The 24,983-nt window shown below is 67.1% G+C and carries 24 protein-coding genes and 2 pseudogenes; 10 read left to right on the forward strand and 16 right to left on the reverse strand.

Annotation, left to right across the window (positions count from 1 at the left end; all coding sequences use genetic code 11):
* Positions 1-44: 44 nt before the first annotated feature.
* The 4 genes from G6N54_RS14835 to hemL form a co-directional block, all read right to left on the reverse strand.
* On the reverse strand, positions 45-830 hold the full coding sequence (locus tag G6N54_RS14835) for a cytochrome c biogenesis CcdA family protein (RefSeq protein WP_163790787.1): 786 nt from the start codon (positions 828-830) through the stop codon (positions 45-47).
* Positions 830-1,471: a TlpA disulfide reductase family protein gene (locus tag G6N54_RS14840; protein ID WP_163790788.1), complete on the reverse strand. Its 642-nt coding sequence runs from the start codon at positions 1,469-1,471 to the stop codon at positions 830-832. Before G6N54_RS14840 ends, G6N54_RS14835 begins: the two co-directional genes overlap by 1 nt.
* 82 nt (positions 1,472-1,553) lie before the next feature.
* Complete coding sequence (locus G6N54_RS14845; protein WP_163790789.1) at positions 1,554-2,162, reverse strand: histidine phosphatase family protein; 609 nt, start codon at positions 2,160-2,162, stop codon at positions 1,554-1,556.
* A complete protein-coding gene (gene hemL / locus G6N54_RS14850) occupies positions 2,162-3,493 on the reverse strand; it encodes a glutamate-1-semialdehyde 2,1-aminomutase (protein WP_163790790.1) in 1,332 nt (443 codons plus the stop codon). Before hemL ends, G6N54_RS14845 begins: the two co-directional genes overlap by 1 nt.
* 95 nt (positions 3,494-3,588) lie before the next feature.
* Here hemL and G6N54_RS14855 point away from each other — a divergent pair, with 95 nt between their 5' ends.
* The gene (locus G6N54_RS14855) at positions 3,589-3,984 is read left to right on the forward strand and encodes a nitroreductase family deazaflavin-dependent oxidoreductase (RefSeq protein ID WP_163790791.1); all 396 of its coding nucleotides are present in this window, start codon (positions 3,589-3,591) and stop codon (positions 3,982-3,984) included.
* Here the strand turns inward: G6N54_RS14855 and G6N54_RS14860 are convergent.
* From G6N54_RS14860 to G6N54_RS14870, 3 genes and pseudogenes are all read right to left on the reverse strand, one after another.
* Positions 3,981-5,309 (reverse strand): amino acid permease, encoded by a 1,329-nt coding sequence (locus G6N54_RS14860; RefSeq protein WP_264078221.1) that lies wholly within the window; start codon positions 5,307-5,309, stop codon positions 3,981-3,983. The two genes, G6N54_RS14855 and G6N54_RS14860, sit on opposite strands and share 4 nt — an antisense overlap.
* A 212-nt stretch (positions 5,310-5,521) precedes the next feature.
* Positions 5,522-6,860: pseudogene (locus tag G6N54_RS14865) on the reverse strand (MFS transporter).
* 2 nt (positions 6,861-6,862) lie between these two features.
* Complete coding sequence (locus G6N54_RS14870; RefSeq protein ID WP_163790793.1) at positions 6,863-8,008, reverse strand: LLM class flavin-dependent oxidoreductase; 1,146 nt, start codon at positions 8,006-8,008, stop codon at positions 6,863-6,865.
* Between the two features lie 214 nt (positions 8,009-8,222).
* Here G6N54_RS14870 and G6N54_RS14875 point away from each other — a divergent pair, with 214 nt between their 5' ends.
* Both G6N54_RS14875 and G6N54_RS14880 read left to right on the forward strand, forming a co-directional pair.
* A complete protein-coding gene (locus G6N54_RS14875; protein WP_163790794.1) occupies positions 8,223-9,098 on the forward strand; it encodes an alpha/beta hydrolase in 876 nt (291 codons plus the stop codon).
* 19 nt (positions 9,099-9,117) lie between these two features.
* A pseudogene (locus tag G6N54_RS14880) lies at positions 9,118-11,297 on the forward strand (acyltransferase family protein).
* A 274-nt stretch (positions 11,298-11,571) separates the two neighbouring features.
* Here G6N54_RS14880 and G6N54_RS14885 read toward each other — a convergent pair.
* Together G6N54_RS14885 and G6N54_RS14890 are read right to left on the reverse strand one after the other, a co-directional pair.
* On the reverse strand, positions 11,572-12,267 hold the full coding sequence (locus tag G6N54_RS14885) for an Rv0518 family GDSL lipase (protein WP_232072839.1): 696 nt from the start codon (positions 12,265-12,267) through the stop codon (positions 11,572-11,574).
* Between the two features lie 212 nt (positions 12,268-12,479).
* Positions 12,480-13,727, reverse strand: a complete 1,248-nt coding sequence (locus G6N54_RS14890) for an acyltransferase family protein (RefSeq protein WP_163790795.1) — start codon at positions 13,725-13,727, stop codon at positions 12,480-12,482.
* A gap of 304 nt (positions 13,728-14,031) precedes the next feature.
* Here G6N54_RS14890 and G6N54_RS14895 point away from each other — a divergent pair, with 304 nt between their 5' ends.
* Positions 14,032-14,466 (forward strand): STAS domain-containing protein, encoded by a 435-nt coding sequence (locus G6N54_RS14895; RefSeq protein WP_163794742.1) that lies wholly within the window; start codon positions 14,032-14,034, stop codon positions 14,464-14,466.
* Here G6N54_RS14895 and G6N54_RS14900 read toward each other — a convergent pair.
* The 7 genes from G6N54_RS14900 to G6N54_RS14930 all read right to left on the reverse strand — a co-directional run bounded on the left by G6N54_RS14900 (position 14,450) and on the right by G6N54_RS14930 (position 20,836).
* Positions 14,450-14,710, reverse strand: a complete 261-nt coding sequence (locus G6N54_RS14900) for a hypothetical protein (protein ID WP_163790796.1) — start codon at positions 14,708-14,710, stop codon at positions 14,450-14,452. The two genes, G6N54_RS14895 and G6N54_RS14900, sit on opposite strands and share 17 nt — an antisense overlap.
* Positions 14,707-15,258, reverse strand: a complete 552-nt coding sequence (locus G6N54_RS14905) for a DUF3093 domain-containing protein (RefSeq protein WP_179969063.1) — start codon at positions 15,256-15,258, stop codon at positions 14,707-14,709. The genes G6N54_RS14900 and G6N54_RS14905 overlap by 4 nt, the downstream gene beginning before the upstream one ends.
* Positions 15,259-15,297: 39 nt before the next feature.
* On the reverse strand, positions 15,298-16,281 hold the full coding sequence (gene hemB / locus G6N54_RS14910) for a porphobilinogen synthase (RefSeq protein WP_179969238.1): 984 nt from the start codon (positions 16,279-16,281) through the stop codon (positions 15,298-15,300).
* Positions 16,282-16,390: 109 nt separating this feature from the next.
* Positions 16,391-18,061, reverse strand: coding sequence for a bifunctional uroporphyrinogen-III C-methyltransferase/uroporphyrinogen-III synthase (locus tag G6N54_RS14915; protein ID WP_163790798.1), 1,671 nt, complete (start codon positions 18,059-18,061; stop codon positions 16,391-16,393).
* Between the two features lie 32 nt (positions 18,062-18,093).
* Complete coding sequence (gene hemC / locus G6N54_RS14920) at positions 18,094-19,041, reverse strand: hydroxymethylbilane synthase (protein ID WP_163790799.1); 948 nt, start codon at positions 19,039-19,041, stop codon at positions 18,094-18,096.
* Between the two features lie 13 nt (positions 19,042-19,054).
* Entirely contained in the window at positions 19,055-20,452 is a 1,398-nt protein-coding gene (locus G6N54_RS14925) for a glutamyl-tRNA reductase (protein ID WP_163790800.1), read from the reverse strand.
* A gap of 123 nt (positions 20,453-20,575) precedes the next feature.
* A complete protein-coding gene (locus tag G6N54_RS14930; RefSeq protein WP_163790801.1) occupies positions 20,576-20,836 on the reverse strand; it encodes a glutaredoxin family protein in 261 nt (86 codons plus the stop codon).
* Between the two features lie 80 nt (positions 20,837-20,916).
* On the opposite strand from G6N54_RS14930, the gene G6N54_RS14935 reads away from it, so the two are divergent.
* The 6 genes from G6N54_RS14935 (at position 20,917) to G6N54_RS14965 (ending at position 24,924) form a co-directional block, all read left to right on the forward strand.
* The gene (locus G6N54_RS14935; protein ID WP_163790802.1) at positions 20,917-21,228 is read left to right on the forward strand and encodes a WXG100 family type VII secretion target; all 312 of its coding nucleotides are present in this window, start codon (positions 20,917-20,919) and stop codon (positions 21,226-21,228) included.
* Positions 21,221-21,511 carry a WXG100 family type VII secretion target gene (locus G6N54_RS14940; RefSeq protein ID WP_163790803.1) on the forward strand — a complete coding sequence of 97 codons (291 nt, stop codon included), beginning with the start codon at positions 21,221-21,223 and terminating at the stop codon, positions 21,509-21,511. Before G6N54_RS14935 ends, G6N54_RS14940 begins: the two co-directional genes overlap by 8 nt.
* A gap of 167 nt (positions 21,512-21,678) precedes the next feature.
* Positions 21,679-22,158 (forward strand): ADP-ribosyltransferase, encoded by a 480-nt coding sequence (locus G6N54_RS30565; protein ID WP_232072840.1) that lies wholly within the window; start codon positions 21,679-21,681, stop codon positions 22,156-22,158.
* A 318-nt stretch (positions 22,159-22,476) separates the two neighbouring features.
* Positions 22,477-23,403, forward strand: coding sequence for an HAD family hydrolase (locus G6N54_RS14955; RefSeq protein WP_163790804.1), 927 nt, complete (start codon positions 22,477-22,479; stop codon positions 23,401-23,403).
* Between the two features lie 44 nt (positions 23,404-23,447).
* Positions 23,448-23,984, forward strand: a complete 537-nt coding sequence (locus G6N54_RS14960) for an FAS1-like dehydratase domain-containing protein (protein ID WP_163790805.1) — start codon at positions 23,448-23,450, stop codon at positions 23,982-23,984.
* Between the two features lie 10 nt (positions 23,985-23,994).
* Entirely contained in the window at positions 23,995-24,924 is a 930-nt protein-coding gene (locus G6N54_RS14965; RefSeq protein ID WP_163790806.1) for a cyclopropane mycolic acid synthase family methyltransferase, read from the forward strand.
* The last annotated feature ends 59 nt before the right edge of the window (positions 24,925-24,983 follow it).

Here is a 24,983-nt window from a genome sequence, read left to right on the forward strand (position 1 = left end):
CCAGGTGTTGCGTGTCTTGGAAACCAGCACTGCGAGAAGCTGTCTCAAATCGGCAGCCTCACGTCGCTGACGAAGGCGTCTCGCAGCCAGGAGATGAAGTCGTTCCACACACCGGTGACCAGCAGCACCCCGACCGCGATCAGCAGCGCACCGCCGAAGACCTGGATGGCTCGGCTGTGCCGGCGCAGCCAGCCCAGGCCCGCGACCGCCCGCGCGGAGCCAAATGCCAAGAGTACGAACGGGATTCCCAGGCCCAAGCAGTAGGCGATCACCAGCAGGATGCCGCGGGCAACGTTCGCGCCTTGGGTGGCCGACGCGACGGTGATCACGCCGGTCAGGGTCGGTCCCAGGCACGGCGTCCACCCGAGCGCGAACACCGCGCCCAGCACCGGCGCACCGGCGACCGTCGTCAGCTGTTGTGGGCTGAACCGGACCTGGCGCTGCAGAGCGGGAATGAGACCGACGAACACCAGCCCCATCACGATGGTCAGCACACCGCCGACCCGCTGCAGCACCAGCTGATTGGTGATCAGCGTCGTCGTCATCCCGAGCACAGCGACGGTGCCCAGGACGAACACCGTGGTGAATCCGGCGACGAACAGCGCCGCCGATCCCGCGACTCGCCACCGGGCCGCGGGCGGCGCCTTGACTATTCCCGAGCTCGAGCCCTGTGGCTCGTCCACTCCGACGACCGCGGCCAGATACGACAGATAGCCCGGCACCAGCGGCACCACGCAGGGCGAGGCGAACGACACCAGCCCGGCGAGCACGCAGGCACCCAGCGCCACCAGCAAGGGTCCGGCGGCGGCTGTTTGGGCGAAACCGGTCATCAAGACGAGCCCTGCTTGCCCGGTGTCTTCAGGTTCGGCGGCGCTTCCCGGGTCAGCTTCTGCACCACGGGCAGCAAGTCCGAAGCCAGCAGTTCACGCAGAAAAACCGCCGCGACCCGGTGCTGGCGATCCAGCACCAGCGTGGACGGGATCACGGTGGTCGGGTATTTGCCGCCGAATGCGATCAGGGTGCGCATCGCCGGGTCGTAGATCGACGGGTACGTCACGGCGCGATCGTTGACGAAGTCCAGGGCCGCCTGCCGGTTGTTGTCGCGCACATCGATACCGAGGAAGGACGCCCCGGATTCGCGGGTGGCGTCGTACGCCTGTTGCAGCTGGGTGACTTCGGCGCGGCACGGTCCACACCACTGGCCCCAGACGTTGATGACGACGACGTTGCCGGAGAAGATCGCGTCGTCCAGCGACAGTGTGTGCGCGGGGTCGGCCAGGTCCGGGCCGGAGAGCGGGCCGGGGCGGCTACGACTCGAGGGCGGGTCGTAGAAGATGTCGGTTTTGCCTCCGGGAGAGACGAATTCGAAGGTGCCGCCCTGCGCGACAGCGTCGTGACCGGCCGAGCAGCCGGTGAGCAATCCGGAGATTGCCACCACCGCCCCGGCGATCACCGTCCGACGCCAGATCATGGCGCCGCTCCTCCACATCGCTTCGTCCCCCTCGCCGCTGCGCGGCTTGGGGCACCCCCACTGCATCGTCGCCGCCGCATGGTCAAGCGCTGGCGGGTTGGGAATACTCGACGTCGACCAGCCGGTCGCCGTCGTAGACCAGGGTGGTCAGCGAGGCGAGGTCGCACTCGCGCCGCCGCGGGTCGTGCCAGAGGCGCTTGCCGGTCAGGTGCAGCCGCAGCGTCCACACCGGCAGCTGGTGGCTGACGCACACCACCTCGTGGCCCGCGCCGCGAACACGTGCCTTGTCCACCGCGGTCGACATGCGGTCGGCGATCTCGCGATACGGCTCACCCCACGACGGTGTGAACGGATTGCGCAGCTGCCACCAAAACCGTGGGTTCTGCCAGGCGCCGTCGCCCGGGCTCATGTTCTTGCCCTCGAAGAAGTTGGCCGATTCGATCAGGTCGGGGTCGGTGTCGATGGCCAGGTCGTGCTTGGCCGCGATGGGCGTGGCCGTCTCCTGTGCCCGCTGCAGCGGCGAGGCGATGACCGCGACGATGTCGCGGCCGGCCAGCGCCTCGGCGACCGCGGCCGCTTGCGCTTTCCCTCTGTCCGACAAGCGAAATCCTGGCAGCCGTCCGTACAGGATGCCGTCTGGGTTGTGCACCTCGCCGTGGCGCATCACATGCACCCGGGTTTGCTCGGCCATCAGGGCTTCCCCTCCCGGGTCGCGCTCGCGGCAGCGCGTGCGGCACTGGGTAGCGCGGCCGCGATTCTCTCGAACGCGGTGTCGTCGAGTGCCGCCGAAACGAACCATGCCTCGAAGGCGCTGCACGGCGGGTAAACACCCGCGTCCAGCAGGGCGTGAAAGAACGGCGGGTAGCGCCAGGTCTCGCTGTTGCGAGCGGACGCGAAGTCGGTGACCGGCGCGTCCGCGAAAAAAACGCTGAGCATGTTGCCGGCGCGCGGAATCCGATGTGGTACACCAGCGTTGGTGAGCGCCTCGCCGAACAGCCCGGCCAGCCGGTCGGCGTTGGCGTCCAGCGCGGCGTAGACGGTGTCGTCCGCGGCGCGTAGGGTGGCCAGCCCCGCGGCCATCGCCACCGGGTTACCCGACAGGGTGCCGGCCTGATACACCGGCCCCAGCGGCGCGAGGCGCTCCATCACCTCGGACCGCCCGCCGAACGCGGCGGCGGGCAGCCCGCCGCTCATCACCTTGCCGAAGGTGAACAGATCGGCGGCAACGGGATCGATTCCGTACCAACCACTTCGGCTGACACGGAAGCCGGTCATCACCTCGTCGACGATCAGCAGTGCGCCGTGCTCGGCGGTGATCGCGCGCAGCGCCGCGTTGTAACCGGCGGCCGGCGGCACGACGCCCATGTTGCCGGGGCTGGCCTCGGTGATCACCGCGGCGATCTGATCGCCGAACTGTGCGAACGTCTGCCGTACCGCACCAATGTCGTTGTATGGCAAAACAATTGTGTCGGCCGCGGCGGCGCCGGTGACTCCCGGCGAGGACGGCAGGCCCAGCGTCGCCACCCCGGACCCGGCGTCGGCGAGCAACGCATCGGCGTGGCCGTGATAGCAACCGGAGAGCTTGACGATCTTGGCCCGGCCGGTGAAGCCGCGGGCCAGCCGCACCGCGCTCATCGTAGCCTCGGTGCCGGAGTTCACCAGCCGGAGTCGCTCGACCGGCGCGACCCGGCCGACGATCTCCGTGGCCAGTTCGGTTTCGGCCGGAGTAGGCGCCCCGAACGACAGACCGTTGGCGGCGGCCTTGGCGACCGCGTCGACCACGGCGGGGTGCGCGTGGCCCAGAATCATCGGACCCCACGAGCAGACCAGGTCGACGTAGCGGTTGCCGTCGGCGTCGGTGAGCCAGCAGCCGTGTGCCTCGGTGATGAAGCGCGGCGTACCACCGACCGCCGTGAACGCGCGCACCGGCGAGTTCACCCCACCAGGGATGACGGCGCACGCGGCGTCGAACAGAGCCGCCGAGGAGGTCACCGCGGTAGCGGCCTGGTCAGTGCTGCTCATGACACCCAGTGTTCCAGCCTCGGCACCCTGATCAACTACAGGGTGTAAGACAACGCGGGTTGAGCGGGCCGCAACAGGAGCGTTGGATAAGACGCATGCGACTACCCCAAGGCTTGGCGCGTTTCAATCGGCACGTCACGAATCCCATTCAGCGGCTATGGGCCGGCTGGGCCCCGTCGTTTGCGATTATCGAGCACGTCGGGCGGAAGTCCGGCAAGCAATTCCGCACCCCGGTGAGCGCGTTCAACGCCACTGTCGATGGGAAGCCCGGCATCGCGGTCCTGCTGACTTACGGTCCGGACCGCGACTGGCTGAAGAACCTTAAAGCGGCCGGCGGTGGGCAGATGCGCCGCCACGGCAAAACGTTCGGTATCACCAACCCGCAGATCGTCACCCGCGACGAGGCGGCCGAGCATGTAACCGGTGGGACGCGGCGAGTTTTCGGCAGGCTCCCGTTCGAACAGGCGGTGCTGTTCAGTAAGACGGCCTAGCGTGCCCGGGCGTGGCGCATTCGGTTGGCGGCGTAGATCGCCAGCACCACCGCCCACGACAACAGGGACAGCCACAGCTGGCTGCGTGCCGCATGGTCGAACGCCATCTGCACCAGCACGGCGGTGATTCCGGCCAGCGTGAGGATCGACAGCACCGGGAAAAACCACATCTTCAGCGGCAGCTGATCGGTGGGGGTGCGGCGGCGCAGGACGATCTGCGAGAGCGCGATCAGCCAGTAGACGAACAGGATGATCGCGCCCGAGGAGTTGAGCAGGAAAAGAAAGACCGTGTGCGGCGCCAGCCAGGACATGATCACGCACAGGAAGCCGATCGCCGACGAGAACACGATCGCGACGTGCGGCACCCCGCGCCCGCTGAGTTTGACCAGCCGCAGCGGCGCGTGGTTGCGGGCCGCGAGCACGAACAGCATGCGCGACGACGTGTACAGCCCCGAGTTCAGCGACGACAGCACCGCGGCGATCACCACCGCGTTCATCGCCTGATCTGCCCCGGCCAGACCCATCTGCTTGAACGCCGCGACATATGGCGAAGTGCCGACATCCACCGAGTCCCAGGGCAGGATCACCACGAGCAGGAATACCGAGCCGACGAAGAAGATCGATATCCGCGCGACCACCGATCGCGTCGCCCGCTGGACCGCCACGGCCGGCTCGCGGCTCTCAGCCGCGGCGATCGTGACGATTTCGGCGCCCACCATCGAGAAGATCACCACCACGATCGCGGCGAAGACCGCCGCGATGCCCTTCGGGAAGAACCCGCCGTGCGCGGTCAGGTTGGCGAACCCGCCGTGGTGTCCCGGCCACAGGCCGATCACGAACACCGCACCGATGCCGAGGAAGACGACGATCGTCGCGACTTTGATTCCGGCGAACCAGAATTCGAACTCGCCGAACGACGACACCGAGAACAAGTTCGTCGCGGTCATCAACACCATCAGACACAGCGACAGGAGCCACAGCGGCGCGTGGAACCAGTAGGTGAGGACCTTGCCGCCGGCGACCGCCTCGAATCCGACGACGATCACCCAGAAGTACCAGTACAACCAGCCCACCGAAAACCCCGCCCAGCCGCCAAGCGCCTGGGCCGCGTAATCGGCGAACGAACCGGTGGACGGGTTGGCCGCGGCCATCTCACCCAGCATCCGCATCACCAGGACGATCAGCACACCGCAAAGCGCATACGTCAGGAACGCGGCGGGCCCGGTATCGCGGATCACCACGCCGGACCCGACGAACAACCCGGCGCCGATCACGCCGCCGAGCGCGATCATGCTCAGCTGCCGCTGCGAAAGCCCTTGGCGCAGTTAGGCATTGTTGCCATGTGCAGGCTCATTGGAGGCGCCGCACGCAGAGCCGGAGCCGTCCTGGCCTTGCGCGCGCCGCATGTCCGGACGCTAGCGGGCTTGACCGCTCTACAGCAACCGTTACGACTCCGCCACGGCCCCTGCCGGGGTGAGGTTGGTTTCACGTTCGCGGCCGACCGTGAAACTACGTTCACGCTCGATGAGTTCACGACCTACAGGTACAAGTCGCGCTCGCGGATCAGCGCCGTGGCGATCACGCTAATCACGGCCGTCGCAACGAGATACGCGCACGCCAGCCACGGCGTGCCCCCGGCGGCGGCGATCAGCGCGGTGAGGATCATCGGGGTCACCCCCGAGGCGTAGATGCCGGAGAACTGGTAGACGAACGACAATCCGGTGTAGCGGCTCTTGGTCGGATACAGCGACGAGAACAGCGTGCCCTGCGCGCCGTAGAACAGCGCGTGCACGACACCGAACACGATGACCATCGCCAGCCCGAACAACACCAGGCTTTTGGTGCCGAACAGGACGAAGACCGGGAAGGTCGCCAGGCCGTAACAGACCACGCCCGCCAGGTAGACGCGTCGCGCGCCGTAGCGGTCGGTCAGTACCCCCGAGACCGGCAGCAGCACCGCCATCACCAGGGCGGCGATGGTCACCACGATCAGCACCGGCACCTTGTGGAAGCCCAACGCGCCGGTCGCGTAGCTGATCGCGAACACACCCCAGGTGTTGAAGGCCGAACCCTCGGCCCAGCGCGCCAGCAGACCGAGGAACGTGTTGCGCCGCGCGCGAGCCCCGCGGAAGATGTCGCGGACCGGCACGGTGGACGACGCCTCGAGGTCGCGCAGCTCCTGAAACGCCGGCGTCTCGTCGACCCGCAACCGCACCAGGATGCCGACCGCGACCAGCACCAGGCTCAGCAGGAAGCCGATGCGCCAGCCGTAGGACAGGAACTGCGCCGAGCCCCAAAGCGACCTGCAGGTAAGCAAATATCCCGGTGCCGAGCGCCAGGCCCAACGCCAGGCCGATCTGGGGGATCGCTCCGTAGCGGCCGCGCCGGTCGCCGGGACTGTGTTCGACGGCCAGCAGCACCGCACCGCCCCACTCGCCGCCGAGCGCGAAACCCTGCAGTACGCGCAGCACCAGCAGCAGAATCGGCGCCCACACCCCGATCTCGGCGGCGCTCGGCAACACCCCGATCAGCGCCGTCGCGATGCCCATAATCAGCATCGTCAGCGCCAGGCTGCGTTTGCGGCCGATCCGGTCCCCGATGTGGCCGAAGACCAGGCCTCCGATGGGCCGCATGACGAACCCCACGGCGAACGTCGCGAACGCCAGCAGAGTGCCCACCAGTGAGCTGGCGTTGGGGAAGAACAGCTTGTTGAACACCAGCCCGGCGGCGGTGGCGTAGAGGAAGAAGTCGTACCACTCGACCGTCGTGCCGAGCAGGCTTGCGGCGACGACCGTGCGCAGCCGGCGACGCCGATCCGCGTCCGACTCGTCCAGGCCATCGGCCGCCGCGACCGGGGCCGGCAAGGTCGTCGCCATCGCTACTGCGCCGAGGCGGCCGCGAACGGCGTCGACGAGCGGGGCTGAGTCTTGCGGTTGGGGTGTTTCCACACGCCCTTGCGCTCGAGCAGCGGCAGCACGCCCTCGCCGAACCAGTACGCCTCTTCCAGATGCGGATAGCCCGACAAGATGAAGTGGTCGATGCCCAGGTCCGCGTATTCGGTCAGCCGTTGGGCGACCTCTTCGTGCGATCCGACCAGCGCGGTGCCGGCACCGCCGCGCACCAGGCCGACGCCGGCCCACAGGTTGGGCGCGATCAGCAGCTGATTGTCGTTGCCGCCGTGCAACTTCAGCATCCGGCGCTGTCCTTCGGATTCGCTGCGCGCCAGGCTGGCCTGCACGCGCTCGATGTCCGCCGGGTCGATCGCCTCCAGCAGCCGGTCGGCTTCGGCCCAGGCTTGCGCGGCGGTCGGGCGGCTGATCACGTGGATCCGCAACCCGAACTGCAGGGTCCGGCCGGCCTCGGCGGCGAGCCCGCGAATCCAGTCCAATTTCTCGGCGACGGCCGGCAGCGGTTCGCCCCAGGTGAGGTAGACGTCGGAGTACTTGGCGGCGACGGGTCCGGCCGACCCCGACGACCCACCGAAGAACACCGCGGGAATCGGGTCGGGCGGGTTGTTGAGTTGTGCACCCTCGATGCGGATGTGTTCCCCGGCGAACGTCACCGGTTCCTTCGAGGTCCACAGTTGGCGCACCACGTCCAGGAACTCGGCGGTGCGCGCATAGCGCGCCTGCTTGTCCAGGTAGTCACCGTAGGCCTGTTGTTCGTGCGGTTCGCCGCCGGTGACGACGTTGAGCAGCAGCCGTCCGTCGGAGTGCCGCTGGAAGGTGCCGGCCATTTGCGCGGCCAGCGTCGGGCTGAGCAGCCCCGGGCGGAAGGCGACCAGGAACTTCAGCGTCTCGGTGCGCTCGATCAACATCGCCGTCGTCAACCAGGCGTCCTCACACCACAATCCGGTCGGCGTCAGCACCGCCTCGAAACCGTTGTCTTCGGCGGCGGCGCAGATCTGGTGCAGATAGCGCAACGTCGCGGGCCGGTCGCCGTGCATCGACGTGCCATGCCCACCGGCGACGAGATTGCGGGAATCCCCGTACGTCGGCAGGAACCAGTGAAATGCCAGACTCATCCAATCCTCTTCCGCTCTTGATCAGCAGACTTTCGAAACCACGCACGAAAGCTCCAGCGTCGCGAAGCCCGCCGCCGCGCGCGAGGGTTGAAACCTGCCAGATTCCATCCGCCGGGACTGGGTGCGTCAGACGTCACTAGTCGATGACTGCGGCATCACAATGGCCTTGCAAAAGCCGCGACGGGGTCGGAAAACCCCCAGTGGGCGCGGCATTATGACGCTCGTGCCTGATCTGAACCGCCGCGCGGTGCTGCGAATGGGCGCCAGTGCCAGCGTTGCGGCGGCGGGCGCCTGGGCGTTGAGCGCCTGGCTGGATCCGCTCGAACCACAAGCGGCGCCAATGCCCGCCCCGTTCGAACCGTCGACTGCGAGCAGCACCCTGCCGAACCGCCTTACCGGTTCGTTCATCTCGAAGGCGCGCGGCGGGGTCAAGACCAATTGGGTGATCGCGCTACCGCCCGGCCAGAGCTCGCAGAGCGGGCCGCTACGCCCGGTGATCGCGCTGCACGGCAAGGACGGCGACGCCAACATGATGCTGGACTGCGGTGTCGAGGACGCGCTGGCCCGGCTGGTCAAGGAGGGCAAGCCGCCGTTCGCCGTGGTAGGGGTCGACGGTGGCAGCGACTCCTACTGGCACAAGCGGGCCGACGGCACTGACTCTGGTGCGATGGTCACCGACGAGCTGTTGCCGATGTTGGGCTCGATGGGGCTGGATACGTCGCGGGTGGGCTTCCTGGGCTGGTCGATGGGTGGATACGGGGCGCTGCACCTGGGCGCCAAACTGGGGCCGTCGCGGACCGCGGGGATCTGCGCAATCAGCCCGGCGCTCTACACGTCCTACGCCGACTGCGCACCCAAAGCGTTTGACAGCGAAGAGGACTGGATGACGAACAGCGTGATGGGCCTGCCGGCGCTATCACAGATTCCGCTGCGCGTCGACTGCGGGACATTCGACCGTTTCTATCCCGCGACACGCCAATTCGTGAGCCAGCTCAAAACGCCACCGGCGGTAAGCTTCACGGTCGGCGGCCATGATGTGACGTGGTGGCGTTTGCAATTACCCGGCGAGATTTCCTGGCTGGCAACCTAGCGAGGCATCCCGAAAAGGCATGGCAGTCCGGCAGGAAACCGCGACCAGCCCGCCCTCACCAGCGGGCGATAGCTCCACCCGACGAATAGCGCGACGAGGATTCCGCCCCGACATCGAAGGTCTGCGCGCGGTCGCGGCCGTCGCCGTCGTGCTCTACCACGCGGGCATCCCCGGTACCGCCGGCGGCTTCATCGGCGTCGACGTCTTCTTCGTCATCTCCGGCTTCCTGATCACCGGCCTGCTCTGGCGCGAGGTCAGCACGACGAAAACCGTTGCACTGGGTCCTTTTTACGGAGCGCGGGCCCGCCGATTGTTGCCGGCCGCGGCCACCGTCGCCGTCGTCACCGCGCTTGCGTCGGCCCTCGTGCTGCCGCCGTTGCAGGCCCGCAGCGTGTTCCTCGACGGCATCGCCAGCGCGCTGTACGTCGGCAACTACCGGTTCGCCCACCAGGGCACCGACTATCTGAACACGCAAGCGCCCTCGCCGTTTCAGCACTACTGGTCACTGGGCGTCGAGGAGCAGTTCTATCTGGTGTGGCCGCTGTTGATCATCGCAACCGCCTGGCTGGTCGGACGACTGCGGCGCGACGCCCAGCCCAATTCCAAGGCCGAGGCGGCGCCGTACGCGCTGGTGCTGTCCTTGGTCGCCGCGGCTTCGTTGACGGCCGCGGTGCTGTGGACCCGCAGCTCGCCGCCGTGGGCGTTCTTCTCGCTGCCCACCCGCGCCTGGGAGCTGGCCGTCGGCGGGCTGGTCGCACTGTCGATCGAGCAGTGGCGGCGGTTGCCGCCGCTGCCCGCGGCGATCGCCGGCTGGGGCGGCCTGGCGCTGATCTTGCTGACCTGCACGCAGCTGGGCCCCGCCACGCCCTACCCCGGCACCGCAGCGCTGCTGCCGGCGCTGGGCACCGCGCTGGTGATCGGGGGTGGCTGCGTCACCCGCAGCCTGGGAGTGGGCCGCCTGCTGTGCCGGCCGGCGATGCGCGCGATCGGGCGGGTGTCCTACTCCTGGTACCTCTGGCATTGGCCCGTGTTGCTGTTGCTGCCCCGACTGCTGGGCGACCCTTCGGGCCTGCCCGCCCGACTGGCCGCGACCGCGGTGTCCGCGGGGCTCGCCGTGATCACCTTCCATCTGGTGGAGAATCCCGGTCGGTTCGCCGCTGCCCTGCGCCGGTCGGCCAAGACCAGCCTGGCCGTCGCCGGGATCGCCACCGCCGTCACCGCATCCGCGTGCGTGCTGTTGCTGACGGTGATACCGGTTCCGGTCGGCCACGGACCGGCCGCGGCGAAGGCCAGCTTCATGGCGCTGCCCACCGCAGCCCGGGGCGCCGACCCGCAGCAGACGGCCGTCGAGCAGGCGCTGGCACAGGTGCGCGACGCCGTCGCGGTGGCCGCGGGCTTGCGGGCCGTCCCGTCGAATCTGAACCCGCCGCTCGCGCAGGCGCCGGCCGACAAAGCCGCGGTCTTCGTCAACGGCTGCGTGCGATCCTGGCGCGACATCGGGCAAAGCGAGTGCGCGGCAGGCGACATCGGCTCGCCGACGACCGTCGCGCTGATCGGTGACTCGCACGCGGCGATGTGGAGCCCGGCCTTCCAGCAGGTTGCCGAGCAGCGGCACTGGCGGCTGGAGACGATGGCCAAAGTGACCTGCCCGATCCAAGACCTACCGATCGACAGCCCGTATCTGGGCCGCGAGTACACCGAATGCGAGCAATGGCGCACCCAGGTCCTGGCCCGGGTGGCCACCGAGCATCCCCGCCTGGTCGTGCTGGATATGAGTCGGCGCTACGGCGGTGACTTCGGGTTTGTGTCCTACGACCCGGCGTGGATCGAAACGCTGGGTCGCACCGTCGCGCAGCTGCGTCGCACCGGTGCGACGGTCCTGGTTCTCGGCCCCGCCCCGGATCCGCAATCCCCGGTGCCCACCTGTCTATCCGGGCACCTGGACGACGCCACCGCCTGCGCGCCACGCCGTTCGGTCGCGGTCAACGACGCGGGTATTTCCGCGGAGCGAGCCGCGACCACCGGCAACGGAGGTCACTACGCCGATCTCACCGATCTGTTCTGCGCCCCGACCGTTGCCCGATGATCGTCGGTAACACCCTGGTGTTCCGCGACGACAACCACGTCACAACCGAATATGCGCAGTTGTTGGCACCAGTGATGGGCGCACTGGCAGACGGAGCCATAACGGACGGATGACGTTGCGATGACTTTCTTTGCGAATGAACCCCGGCACGAATCCGAACGTGTTAGGAATGAAGTGTTTTGGAGGTTTGAAATGTCCCCGCTGTTGTTGGTTTGCATCGCGGCTGCTACGCCGGTCGTCGGTATCGGCGTGATGCAGCTTCAAGCACGCCTGGAGCAGTGGGACTACGAGCGGCACGCAGAAGACTAAGCGCTTAATTGGCGTGTAAAGCCTTGCGCGGCTGGCATTTTGACGCAGTGCCAGTCGGCAGAAAATCTGAGTGCTTCGCTACCTGAACAGCTGCGTACGAATCAGCGGTGCAATCTTGTCCGCCATGTACCGATGCCCGGCATCGTTGGGGTGCACGCCATCTGGGCCGATCAGGTCGGGCCGGTCGACGAACCAATGCGCGCCGATCGGATCTACGAACGCCGCGCCCGCGGCGCGTGCCTCGGAATTGAGCACGTCGCGAATCTGCAGGATGTCCGCAGGCACATCGGCGGTCGGCCACGGCGGACCGATCACCAGAAACCGCGCCGACGGTGCCAGGATGCGTGCGACTTGGAAGGTGTCACGAGCCCGGCCGGCCAGTAGACCGGGGTCGGAGCCTTCGTCGTTGCGGGAGCCGAAGAACACCACCAGCACGTCGTCGGTCTTGACCGACCTGACGGTCAGGTCCTCGAAGATGCTGCCGTGATCGCCGGGCACCACGTAACCGGCCCTGCCCTCGGCGGCCACGTCGGCGTCGATCTGCAGCCCCCGCTTGGTGAGCGTCTGCCAGGTCAGGGCGGTCCACGCTTTCGGGCCCAGACCGCCCTCGTCGGTGCCGGTCGTGTACGAGTCGCCGACGACCGCGATGTGGGTCAGCCGACCATCGAGCGTCAACGGTTGGTAGGGCCGCTCGGGTGCCGGGTGTGTCACGACCTCACCGAACAAGCCGCCCAGCAGAGCGACGCTGACGACGAACGCGGCCAGACGACTCACTTGCAACCTCCCCTTGTGCATGGCGCTGCGGCGCACCCCGACCAATGGAATCGTACGAATTAACCGGCCCGAACGGGCCGTCAATGCGCTGCTGCGCATGTGTGATCCAGCACCGAGTCGATCAGCACGCCCCAAGCTACCAGTGTGGCGTGGCTACCGTTGGCCGAATTTGGGTCCGAGAGCTTTTGGGGCGCAGCATGATTCGCGGCTACTCAGGAAGCCGTGCGCTCGCTAGCCGGTTCAAGTCCGCCGTCGATCTGGCGGACCTTGGCGGGGGCCGACTCCCCGAGATCGGTGCGCTGCGCCGCGGGACGGATATCGACCATCCGACGCATCCAGCGACGCGCGGGCTCCTCCACGACGTGATACAGCAGGCTGGAAAGCGCCAGAGCGATCGCGAATAGGCCCAGCACGTTCCACTTCCAGGGGGAATCGGACTGCCACGGCGTCAGCTCGAATTGTTCGACCGCCCAGCCCCAGGTCGTGTGCACCAGCTCGTGCACCATGTACAGACAGAACGAGATCTGTCCGCCGTAGACCATGGCGCGGGTGGACAGCAGCCGGGGCAGGCTGCCCAGTCCGACCGCGAGCGTGATGACCAGGGGGACGAACAGCGCGTCGACCACCCCGCCGCTGTCGTTTTCCACGACTCCGCTGATCGGATGCGCGTTGAACCAATACAGGACGCCCACCACGGCGGCCAGCACTAGCAGCGAGAGGTATCCGGCGATGTGGCGGCCACGATCGGTCAGCCGCAACCGGCGCACGGCAGCGCAGGCCAGCGCCCCCGCGGTGAACTGTGTCACGATCCGCGGCAGCCAGCTCCACGGCGTGTAGAAGTGACCGCTGGCCAACAGCATCACCACCGGCGGCAGCGAGGCCGCTACGGCCAGCCACATCAGCGTCCGGGAGCGGGTGGCCAGCTTCATCCGGAAAACGACCAGGGCGAGCACGCCGAACAGCAGGTAAGCGAGCCATTCCGCGCTGATCGACCAGGCCGGTCCGTCCCAGCTGGTCCCGTCGAAGAACGGCTCGAACCACAACTGCACGAGCAAGACCTGCCGTATGTAGCTGATCGCGGTTAGGTCATTCGCCTCGGGCAGCGGCACGTGGCCGACGTGCAGTGACAGGATCACCAGCAGCGCGGCCAGATGCATCGTGACCAGGTAAACCGGCCATACCCGGGCCAGCCGCAGCCACAGGAAATGCAGGGTCTCGCGCGTCGACCAGGTACGGCCCATACGGTCGAGGTAGTTCCAGGTCAGCACGAACCCGCTGAGGATGAAGAACAGGTCGACGCCCTGCGCCCCGCAGTTGAGCACCGGCGCCAGGTTCTCGCGAAAATCGGGCGAGACATCGCTGAGCATCGGACGGAAATGAAACAGCACCACCCACACCGCGGCGACGATGCGCAGACCCGTCAGGGCTTTGATCTCACCCTTGATCTCTGCGGTGCGCACGACGCTCTTTCGCTCCGGACGTGTAGTTTCGTTGCCTTCTCACCCGGCTGACCGGGCATTTCGCCCTATCACAAGCCCCCGACTCGCAACCGGTAGCCAGAGCAGCCTAACAGCGCGACCGCCCGGATTTCGTGACGGCGACGGTGCGCCCGCCCGTATACCTCCGCTCGCCCCCAGGCGCATCAGCTTTTTAGCAAACAGTTAGACGCGACTGTCGGTCTCCTTAGGTTTGGCGGGCAACGTTGTAGCTAGCTTCGGTCGGCACCGCGTCGGCCTTCGCACCATCACCGAAATGAGGGCGTTCATGGCAATCGCGATGACCACAACGCGACAGGGCAGCCTCGACTGCGGTGGAGCCAAGGTTCGGGCGCAGTGCCGCCACCTCGCCACGGTGGTGACCGTCCGGGGAGAGATCGATGCCGTCAATGTCGATCGGGTCGGCGACTGCCTTCGCCGTTTCCTGCTCGGCGACCAACCCCTGGTGCTCGACATCACCGACGTGAGCCACTTCGCCGGTGCCGGCTTCGCGTTGCTGCAGACGTTCGATGAGGACTGCCGCCGGGCCGGGGTGGAGTGGACGCTGGTCGCCGGCGGCAACGTGATCGAGCAGCTGGTCGCCGGTGACGGTGACGCGGTGTTCCCGATGGCCGGCTCGGTGCCCGAGGCGTTCGGCGACCTCGCCGACGCGGTCGTCTACCGCCGCCGGCTGGCGCTGCCGCTGATCAAGAAGACGGCGTAACCGCGCTCCGAGCGCGCAGCAGCCTGGCGATCCCGAGGACGGCCAGCACTCCGGCGATCATCGCCAGCAGCATGGCGAGCAGCAGCACCTGAGGGTCGTAGACCAGTGACGTGGTCGACGGCTGGCCGTCGGTGATCGGTCCGACCGCCACGATGTGACGCCCGTGCAGCCAGCTCAGTCCGACGCCCACCAGCGCAGCGCAGGCCAGGACGATTTCGACCAGAGCCCGGAAGCGGGCCATCACTGCTCGGATCCGGAGTCGTCGTGACCGTCGATGTCGGTGGTGTCCGAATGAGCCGGCTCCACCCGTTCCTGAACCAGCGGAGTCAGCGCATCGCGAAGATGACGGTGGCGCTTCGCCCAGGCCTGCGCGGTACGGCCCTCGGTGAGTTTCAGACCGATGCCCGTCCGCCCGCGCGGCACGCCGAACAGTTCACCGAGCGCCCGCGCCGACTGCCACTTCGCCAGCTCCTTGTCGGAAATCGCCGCGTTGTCGGGCTCGGGATAGACCTTGACGATTTCGCGCACCAGGATGGTCTCGGTGCCCTGGCGCAACGCGTCCTCGGTCAGTTCGACGGAAACGTGGATCCGCGCCGCCTTCACCTGCAGCGAGATGAATGCCGACACCATCACCAGAAAGATCGCCGGAACCAACAGCGATATCGCTGCGCCACTCCACATTTCGATCAGAATCATCGACGCGGCCGCGGCCGGGCCGCTCAGCACCCATAGCCAGCTGGCACCGGATTCGTAGAACAACGGCCTGGGGTCGCCATTACTCGCTGTGGTCATTGGAGCCTCATCCCCTGTTTTCTACCGCCGATATGGCCGCTAGCAAAGCCAACCCGCCGCCTGCGCGGCCCAATAGGTCAGCACGATATCGGCGCCGGCACGGCGAATGCCGACCAGCGATTCCAGCGCCGCGGCGCGCCCGTCGATCCAATTGTTCGCTGCCGCAGCACAAATCATCGAGTATTCGCCGGACACCTGATAGGCGGCCACCGGCACCGGCGAGACGTCCGCCGCGGCGGCCAACACATCGAGGTAGCCCATCGCCGGCTTGACCATGATGATGTCGGCGCCCTCGTCGATGTCCAATTCGATCTCGCGCACCGCCTCTCGGACATTGCCGGGCTCCTGCTGGTAGGTTCGACGATCACCGGACAGGCTGGAACTCACCGCTTCGCGGAACGGGCCGTAGAACGCCGAGGCGAACTTCGCCGCATAGGCCAGGATCACCACGTCGGTGTGGCCTGCGGTGTCCAGGCCGTCGCGAATGGCACCCACCTGCCCGTCCATCATCCCGCTCGGACCCACCACGTGAGCCCCTGACTCTGCTTGCGCCACAGCCAATTTCACGTATTGACTCACGGTGGCGTCGTTGTCGACGCGGCCCCGCGCGTCGAGAACGCCGCAGTGACCATGATCGGTGAACTCGTCGAGACAGGTGTCGGCCATCAACGCGGTGGCGTCACCAAGATCCTTCGCCAGGTCGCGAAGCGCGACGTTGAGGATGCCGTCCGGGTCGGTGCCGGCCGAGCCGGTCGAGTCCTTGTCCTCGTCGCGCGGGACACCGAACAGCATCAGCCCGCCTACCCCGGCTGCCACCGCGTCGGCGGCTGCGCGGCGCAGTGATTCGCGGGTGTGCTGCACGACGTCAGGCATCGACGGGATCGGTCGCGGTTCGTCAATTCCGTCGGCGACGAACATCGGCAGCACCAAATGCCTTGGCTCCAAGGATGTTTGCGCCACCAAGCGACGCAACGCGGGAGTGGACCGGAGCCGGCGCGGGCGCTGCCGCGGATAGCCCACTATGCCCTCCTGTGGCGACCCGCGGCGCCCGGCTTCGCCGCGCTTGCGATCGCACGCGGGCCCCATGAGTGCCGACCCGCGGCGCCCGGCTTCGCCGCGCTTGCGATCGCCACTAGCGCCTGCGGCTCTTCTTGCGCGGCGGTGGCAGCGCACCCTCGGCGCGCAACCGCGCGGCGTGTTCGGCCAGCGCGTCGACCAGTGGACCGATCGCAGCGGTTTCGGGCTGCACATCCACCCGCAGGCCGAACTCGGCGGCGGTCTCGGCCGTCTTGGGGCCGATGCAGGCAATGATGGTGCGCGCGTGGGGTTTACCGGCGATGCCGACCAGGTTGCGCACCGTCGAGCTGGAGGTGAAGCACACCGCGTCGAAGCCGCCCGTCTTGATCATTTCGCGGGTGGTCGCCGGCGGCGGTGCTGCGCGCACCGTCCGGTACGCGGTGACATCCTCGATCTCCCAACCGCGTTCGCGCAGACCTTCGGCCAGCGTCTCGGTGGCAATGTCGGCACGCGGCAGCAGGACCCGGTTCACCGGATCAAAAATGCTGTCGTAGGGCGGAAAGTCGTCCAGCAGGCCCAGCGAGGACTGCTCCCCGGCCGGCACCAGCTCGGGGCTGATCCCGAATGCGCGGACCCGGTCGGCCGTCGACTCGCCGACGCAGGCGATCTTCACGCCGGAGAACGCTCGGGCGTCCAGCCCGAACTCGCCGAACTTCTCCCACACCGCACGGACCGCATTGGTGGAGGTAAACACCACCCACTGGAACCGCCCGTCGACCAATCCTTTGACGGCGCGCTCCATCTGGGCGGGGCTGCGCGGCGGCTCGACGGCGATGGTCGGCACCTCGACCGGCAACGCGCCGTACGACGTCAGCCGCTCACTCATCTCGCCGGCCTGGTCCTTGGTGCGCGGCACCAGGACGGTCCAGCCGTACAGGGCGCGGCTCTCCCACCAGTTCAGCTTCGACCGGCTGTTCACCGTCTTGCCGATGGTCACCACCAGCGGTCCGGTCAACGGACCCACGGGGTCGCCGGCGCCGGCCACGACGGCGGCGTCGGTCAGCCCGTGCAGCGTGGTTTCGATCGAACGCTGCTGACAGGTGGTGCCCTGCGCGGTCACCACACACGGAGTGGTCTCCGCCAGCTCGTGCTCGATCAACGTGCGCGCCGCGTCGGCCAGGTGTGTCGGGGTGGCCTGCAGGATCAGGGGTCCGGGAGCCGCCGCCAAAGCTTCCCAGTCCACATGTGGGTCGCGCACGTCGGCCACCGTGTGCGACGAGCCCAGCGGCAGTCCCGCATATGTGGGCACCGCGCTGGTCGCGGCCAGACCCGGCACGATCTCGACATGCAGGTGTGTGCGCGCGACGGCGTTCACCTCGCTGATCACCGCGTCGAGGGTCAGCGGGTCACCGGACACCAGCCGCACCACGTCGACACCCGTGCGGGCCTCGGCGGTCAGCGTCTTGGCGACCTCGGCGGGCTCACCCAGCGCCGGGCGGATGTCGGCGCCACCGGACAGCACCGTGGATGCCGCCGGAGGCGGATCCGCGTCGGCTGAGCCATCGTTCGTCGCGGGTGGTGGTTCGGCAGGTGCCGGGCCCGAAACGGGTGGCAGGTCCTTGCCGATCAGCGCCAGCACCGGTTCGGGTACGTCGGGGGCGGTGAACACCAGGGCCGCATTCGCCAGCACTGTGGCGGCCCGCGTGGTCAACAATCCTGGATCACCCGGGCCGGAACCCACGAACGTGATGCGGCCCGGTCTCGGCTTGCGCCCTCGCGTCGTCATTGTCGCTCCCAACACATCCCTTTTGACGTCATTTAGTTCTCGTGCGCGGGGTATTGCCGCGCTCCCCCAATCAGCTCTCCGGCGCCCAACTCCAGCAGCTCCGCGGCCACCGAGAGCCCCAACTCTCGTGCCCGCCCGGGAGCGCCGATGCCCGACGCGCGGATCACATCCGATCCATCGAGCGCCGCCACGCATCCGCGCAGCGACAGCTCGTCGAAGACCCGGCCGTCCTCATCAATGGACTCGACCACCTCTGCGATCGCTCCCACCGGTGCGGAGCAACCCGCCTCCAGTTCGGCCAACAGCGCTCGTTCAGCGGTGACCGCCGCACGCGTGTCGGAGTCGTCCAACTCCGCCAGCACCGCCGCCAGCCTGGTGTCCTCGGCACCGCATTCGACGGCGAGCGCACCCTGAGCCGGTGCTGGCAACATTTGCACCGGCTCTAGCGTCTCGGTGACATCAGCGAGCCGGCCCAGGCGGGCCAGTCCGGCCCGGGCCACCACGATGGCGTCTAGATCACCACTACTTACCCTGTTCAACCTGGTATCTAGGTTGCCTCGTAGGGGGCGGATTTCCAAACCGAGACCCAATGCCCTAAGCTGTGCGGCCCGCCGCGGGGACGACGTGCCGATCAGCGAACCCGCCGGCAACTCCCCGAGCACCAGCCCGTCGCGCGCAACCAGCGCGTCGCGCGGGTCATTTCGCGCCGGGATGGCGGCGATCGTGAACCTCGGGTCATCGGCAGTTGGCAAATCCTTGTGCGAGTGCACGGCGGCATCGACGCGGCCGTCCACCATCGCTTCGCGCAACGCGGTCGTGAAGACGCCCACCCCCGGGCTTTCGATCGGCGCCGACGACTGATCGCCTGCTGTGCTGATGATCACCAATTCCGCGGGGTGGCCGTTGGCGATCAGAGTGTCCCTGATGACAGAGGCCTGGGTAGTGGCCAGCAGACTGCCCCGCGTGCCTATCCGGATCACGTGCGCCAATCGGTTACTCGGCGGACGGTATCGGGCCGCCGGACGAGGGGTGGGTGTGCGTACCGGCATCGAATCCCGTTGACACTACTGGCAATTCACCCGCAGTGGCGACGGCGTCGACGGCGGTCTGGTCGAGTTCGAAAAGCTCGCGCAGGGCCTCGGCGTAGCTGTCGCCGCCGGGGGCGCTGGCGAGTTGTTTGATCCGCACCGTGGGCGCGTGCAGCAGCTTGTCGACCACCCGCCGGACAGTGCGCGCAACCTCCTCGCGCTGGGCGCTCTCGAGTCCCGGGAGCCGGTTCTCCAGCCGCAGCAGCTCCGCTTCGACGACGTCGGCGGCGCGCTGGCGCAACGCGGTGACGGTCGGTGTCACCTCGGCCATCCGCTGTCCCACCAGGTAGGCGGCAACCTCGGCGGCCACGATGTGCCGCGCGGCGTCGACGTCGCCCGCGGCGGCGTGAGCAGACGGTTCGTGTTGAATGCGGTCCACGTCGACGACCCAGACCCCGGGTAGGCCGGCCACCGCGGGATCGACGTCGCGCGGCATGCCCAGGTCGCAGATCAGCAGCGGGTGGCCCGCTTCGTCGCGCTGCGCGGCGGCCAGCGCGTTGTGGACGTCGGCCAGCGACACCACGGGACTCACCGCACCCGTGCAGCTGACCACCACATCGGCGTCGGCCAGTGCCGTGGCGAGGCGGTCGAGCGTCATCGCCTGGGCGCGCACACCCGACTCGCGGATCTTGCGGACCAACCGTTGCCCGTGGGACAGCGACCGATTGAGCACCAGGATGTGGCCGACGCCGGCCCGGATCAGGTGGGCCGCCGACAATGCGCCCATCGCGCCAGCGCCGACGACGACCGCGGTCTTGCCCGCCAGCCCGTCCACTTTGCGTTCGGCCATGCCCAGCGCGACCGACACCACCGAGGCGCCGGCGGCGTCGATGGCCGTCTCGGAGTGCACGCGTTTGCCGACCGACAGCGCGCGCTGGGCCAGCTCGTGCAGCAGCCGTCCGACCGTGCGATTCGACTCGGCGGCCGCGTAGGCCCGGCGCACCTGGCCGAGCACCTGCTGTTCGCCGATGACCGCGGAATCCAGACCGCTGGCAACGGCGAACAGGTGCTCGACGGCCGCCTCGCTGTAGCGCACGTAGGCGTATTTGGTGAGGTCGCCCATCGTCATTCCGGAGTATTCCGACAGCACCTGCCCGATTACGGCCAAACCGCCGTGGAACGCATCAACCACCGCGTAGACCTCGACCCGGTTGCAGGTCGACAGCACCATGGCCTCGGTGACCAGCGGCGATTGCAAGACCCGGTCGACGATCTTGTTGCGATCGGATTCGTCGATGCTGAGCTGTTCCAGAACGGAGACCGGCGCACTACGGTGCGAAACCCCGAAGAGCAAGATGCTCACGGCAGCATCACCTGGCCAGCTCCCTCGCTACTCCAGTAACTGAACTACTCGTCTACGGTAATCGTTTATTCGGTGGGCTACCAAATAATGAGCCAGCGCCCACCAAGCTCGGCGCCCGCCGCGTTATCGCGCGAGGTCGGCACGCAGCCGCGGCTCGTCGATCTCCCAGTAGCTGTACTCGCGGCCATCCAGCAAGATCACGGGCAGCCGGTCGCCGAACTCGGCCCGCAGCCCGGGGTTGCCGGCCGCCGCGGCGACGTCCACGTCGGTGCTGGCGAGGTCGAAATCCAGCTCGCCGGCCAGTTCCGCCAGCCGCGCGTAGGCCCGCGCGCAGATGGTGCATCCGTCGCGGGTGAGCAGCTCCACCTTCGGGCGGTCAGTCATGGCACCAGTCTGGCATCGTCGTCGGGCTTCGTGACTCAGGGTGAATTGTGGGCGGGCCGGGCGATTATTAGGTTGCGGCTATGGCCGCCGGCAACGAACTTCGCGTCGATCCTCAGCTGATGGACGGTTTCGCGCAGGCGCTGCTGGGTGGCGCCGAGAATCTACGCAGTCAGCTCGCCGAGCTGGACGGTCAGGTCGGCGAGATGCTGGACGGCTGGCATGGCGGATCGGGAAGTGCCTACGCCGCCGCGTGGGAACTGTGGCAGCGCGGGGCCCGCGAGGTCGAGACCGGGTTGTCGGTGCTGGCAAGGGCGGTCGCCCGCGCCGGCAAGGGTTTGCAGGACAACGAAGTTGTTTCCGCGCAAGCGATTCGGCGGGTGCACGATGGCTGAGGCATTTCGGGTGGATCCGGAGGCGTTGGCGGCTTGCGTGCAACGGATGGCCGAGTTTCGGCGCTATGCCGAAAGCATGCTCACCGAAATCGACTCGCTGGTAAGCAATCTGCACGCGACGTGGTCGGGTGAGGCGGCGGCGGCACATGCCGAGGCTCATCAACACTGGGCCCGCGGCGAGGCGATGATGCGCGACGCGCTGGGTCGGTTGCGAACGGCCGGCGCAACGGCGCACGGCAACTACACCGGCGCCATGTCGACGAACTTGGCGATGTGGTCGTGAGCTAGGGGCGACGCATTGGACGCATCTATACAAGCGCGTGTCGACGCACTCAATCGAGCGTTGGACAAGCTTCCCGTTTACGACGGCGTCGGCGTTCGAGCACGAACGTCCCGCCCGACGTATTCGACCGGTATCAACCCGGGTGGGTGGTTACGGAATCCGCGTTCGTGAGCACCTCGACAGATCCGGCCGTAGCAGGATCCCCGGCGTTTCCCGGCAACACTGAAATCCGTATTCTGTTCACCAACACCGGACGTGATATTTCCACTTACTCCGTACACCCCGGCGAGCGGGAAATGCTATTTCCGTCAGGCTCGAAGTTTTACATCTTGACTAGGACAACAAAACCTCAGACTGGTCGAAAGATCGTCGAAATGACGGACGTCGGCCCACCCCATGATCAGCACAGCGAAAGAGCAAAAGGCGCATCCACGACGAGCGAGAAAATCGCCGGCAAAACCTTCTCCACGCCCGAGCAAGCCGGGGTCACGCCACCGTCGGACACGCAGCTGGCCCACGCGAGAAGGGCGTTCGACGAGTTTCAGAACAAGGTGGACGCCGTCGCGCCGGAGAACATTGTCCAACAAGTCTCGCCAAAATTTTGGGACGACATTTCGGGCACGGAATACGACCCGAAAAATCGCTGACTCGATGCAAATCTCGCCCATCAGAATCCTGTCGCAACATGCTGGTCAGTGGCAGCTTTGCCCGCATAGATCGGGTTAGCAAACAGCCCTTTTGCATGCACCGCCGATCCGCACGGGAGCCTGTGCCGATGACGTGGGGCGAAAACCTAAGTCCGGCAGGCGATTCCGTGTTGACGACCAAGACTCTGCAAGCGAACAGGCGTCGTGACATCCACCGATGCCAGAGGCGTGAACCGGTCCACGACATCTGCCGGATAGGGTTGTTAGGCGGCCGCAACACCGGCCACCAGGCGGCACGGCGAACCAGGAGGTGTGGCGATGACTTCCTCTGAGTCGGACGTGTCGGATGAGTCGGAAAGCGCAGACCCCGCCGTTCGCGTCGACCTGGAGTCCGCCGCCGCCAACGCCAGCGCCGCGCGCGCGATCGAGGGCATGCAGGAGGCGACCGCCGCCGCGGGGGGCCCGCAACCGCCGATCGACCTGACCGCCGCCGCGTTCTTCGACGTGGACAACACGTTGGTGCAGGGCTCCTCCGCGGTGCACTTCGGACGCGGACTGGCCGCACGCAACTACTTCACCTATCGCGATGCCATCGGATTCATCTACGCACAGGCCAAGTTTCAGCTGCTCGGCAAGGAGAACAGCAACGACGTCGCCGCCGGTCGGCGCAAGGCGCTCACCTTCATCGAGGGCCGCTCGGTCGAGGAGCTGGTCGCTCTCGGCGAGGACATCTACGACGAGATCATCGCCGACAAGATCTGGGCCGGCACTCGCGAGCTCACCCAGATGCACCTGGACGCCGGCCAGCAGGTCTGGCTGATCACGGCAACGCCGTATGAGCTTGCCGCCACCATCGCGCGTCGGCTCGGCCTCACCGGTGCGCTTGGCACCGTCGCGGAGTCGGTGAACGGCGTCTTCACCGGCCGGCTCGTCGGCGACATCCTGCACGGCCCGGGTAAGGCGCACGCCGTACGGTCCCTGGCGATCCGCGAGGGCCTCAACCTCAAACGGTGCACCGCCTATTCCGACAGTTTCAACGACGTACCGATGCTTTCGCTGGTGGGCACGGCGGTCGCGATCAACCCCGACGCGCGGCTGCGCAGCCTGGCCCGCGAGCGGGGATGGGAAATCCGGGATTTCCGGACCGCACGCAAGGCGGCCCGAATCGGGGTGCCGTCGGCACTGGCGCTCGGAGCCGCTGGCGGTGCGCTGGCGGCGTTGGCATCTCGTCGGCAATCCCGCTGATAGGCTGCGCCGCTGACGACGATTCGAGTGGGGAGCGGTATTCCATGACAACTCCAGAAGGCGATCCGGGAGTCATTCCGGAGGGGACCAAGGGCATCATCGGCAGCCATTACCGGGCGCCGGACCACTTCGAGGTCGGACGCGAGAAGATCCGCGAGTTCGCCAACTCGGTGCAAGACGATCACCCGACTCACTTCAACGAGGCTGACGCCGCCGAGGCCGGGTATCCCGCCGTGGTGGCCCCGCTCACCTTCCTGGCGATCGCGGGACGGCGCGTGCAGCTGGACATCTTCACGAAGTTCAGCATTCCGATCAACATCTCCAGGGTGCTGCATCGCGACCAGAAGTTCCAGTTCCACCGCCCGATCCTGGCCCACGACAAGTTGTACTTCGACACCTACCTAGACTCGGTGATCGAGTCCCATGGCACCGTGATCGCGGAGATCCGCAGTGAGGTCACAGACGCCGAAGGGAAGCCGCTAGTCACCAGCGTCGTCACGATGCTGGGCGAGGCGGCTGGTCAAGAAGCGGCCGCCGAGGAAACCGTCGCCGCGATTGCGTCGATATCTGCACGAAAGTAGGGTCGATTTAATGACGTCCCAGGGGGAAAAGAGTGGCTCCCACCAGCTCAAGCCACCAGTCGAGGCGGTCCGCTCGCACTACGACAAATCGAACGAATTCTTCAAGCTCTGGCTTGACCCGTCGATGACCTACAGCTGCGGCTACTTCGACGAGAATCCGGACCCGCAGCATCATCTGATCAAGACGCTGGAAGAGGCGCAGTACGCCAAGCGCAAGCTCGCCCTGGACAAGCTCGGCCTGCAACCCGGCATGCGGCTGCTCGACATCGGCAGCGGGTGGGGCTCGACGATGCGGCACGCGGTCGACGAGTACGACGTCGACGTGATCGGCCTAACGCTCAGCGAGAACCAGTACGCACACTGCGTGGCCGAGTTCGACAAGATGGACAGCCCCCGCCACAAAGAGGTGCGGATCCAGGGCTGGGAGGAATTCGACGAGCCCGTCGACCGGATCGTGTCGCTGGGTGCGTTCGAGCATTTCGCCGACGGCGCCGGTGACGCCGGCTACGAGCGCTACGCCACCTTCTTCAAGAAGTACTACGACTTACTGCCCGACGACGGCCGCATGCTGCTGCACTCGATCGTGGTGCCCAGCCGTGAAGAGGGCAACGCGATGGGCTTGAAGGTGAACATGACCCTCCTGCGGTTCATCAGCTTCATCCTGAAGGAGATCTACCCGGGCGGAAAGTTGCCCCAGGTCGATCTGGTCGACAAATACTCGACGGGTGCGGGTTTCAAGATCGACCGCCACCACTTCATCGGTAAGAACTACGTCCCGACGCTGACCGCCTGGGGCGATGCCCTCGAGGCGCACAAGGACGAGGCGATCGCCCTCAAGGGCGAGGAGACCTACGAGATCTACTTGAAGTACCTGCGGGGCTGCTCGGACCTGTTCCGCGACGGCTACACCAACGTCTGCCAGTTCACCCTGGTCAAGTAACTCGCGAGCTAAACGCCCCGGCGCCATCGGCCCGGGGCGTTTAGCTTACGGCGGGCAAG

This window comes from Mycobacterium stomatepiae (assembly GCF_010731715.1).
Taxonomy (GTDB): Bacteria; Actinomycetota; Actinomycetes; order Mycobacteriales; family Mycobacteriaceae; genus Mycobacterium; species Mycobacterium stomatepiae.

Bases quoted from the DNA above. Each gene is read 5' to 3' on its own strand.
- G6N54_RS14835 (WP_163790787.1), bottom strand. From the start codon at position 830: ATGACCGGTTTCGCCCAAACAGCCGCCGCCGGACCCTTGCTGGTGGCG.
- G6N54_RS14840 (WP_163790788.1), bottom strand. From the start codon at position 1,471: ATGATCTGGCGTCGGACGGTGATCGCCGGGGCGGTGGTGGCAATCTCC.
- G6N54_RS14845 (WP_163790789.1), bottom strand. From the start codon at position 2,162: ATGGCCGAGCAAACCCGGGTGCATGTGATGCGCCACGGCGAGGTGCAC.
- hemL (WP_163790790.1), bottom strand. From the start codon at position 3,493: ATGAGCAGCACTGACCAGGCCGCTACCGCGGTGACCTCCTCGGCGGCT.
- G6N54_RS14855 (WP_163790791.1), top strand. From the start codon at position 3,589: ATGCGACTACCCCAAGGCTTGGCGCGTTTCAATCGGCACGTCACGAAT.
- G6N54_RS14870 (WP_163790793.1), bottom strand. From the start codon at position 8,008: ATGAGTCTGGCATTTCACTGGTTCCTGCCGACGTACGGGGATTCCCGC.
- G6N54_RS14875 (WP_163790794.1), top strand. From the start codon at position 8,223: ATGACGCTCGTGCCTGATCTGAACCGCCGCGCGGTGCTGCGAATGGGC.
- G6N54_RS14895 (WP_163794742.1), top strand. From the start codon at position 14,032: ATGGCAATCGCGATGACCACAACGCGACAGGGCAGCCTCGACTGCGGT.
- G6N54_RS14905 (WP_179969063.1), bottom strand. From the start codon at position 15,258: ATGACCACAGCGAGTAATGGCGACCCCAGGCCGTTGTTCTACGAATCC.
- G6N54_RS14915 (WP_163790798.1), bottom strand. From the start codon at position 18,061: ATGACGACGCGAGGGCGCAAGCCGAGACCGGGCCGCATCACGTTCGTG.
- G6N54_RS14930 (WP_163790801.1), bottom strand. From the start codon at position 20,836: ATGACTGACCGCCCGAAGGTGGAGCTGCTCACCCGCGACGGATGCACC.
- G6N54_RS14935 (WP_163790802.1), top strand. From the start codon at position 20,917: ATGGCCGCCGGCAACGAACTTCGCGTCGATCCTCAGCTGATGGACGGT.
- G6N54_RS14940 (WP_163790803.1), top strand. From the start codon at position 21,221: ATGGCTGAGGCATTTCGGGTGGATCCGGAGGCGTTGGCGGCTTGCGTG.
- G6N54_RS14955 (WP_163790804.1), top strand. From the start codon at position 22,477: ATGACTTCCTCTGAGTCGGACGTGTCGGATGAGTCGGAAAGCGCAGAC.
- G6N54_RS14960 (WP_163790805.1), top strand. From the start codon at position 23,448: ATGACAACTCCAGAAGGCGATCCGGGAGTCATTCCGGAGGGGACCAAG.
- G6N54_RS14965 (WP_163790806.1), top strand. From the start codon at position 23,995: ATGACGTCCCAGGGGGAAAAGAGTGGCTCCCACCAGCTCAAGCCACCA.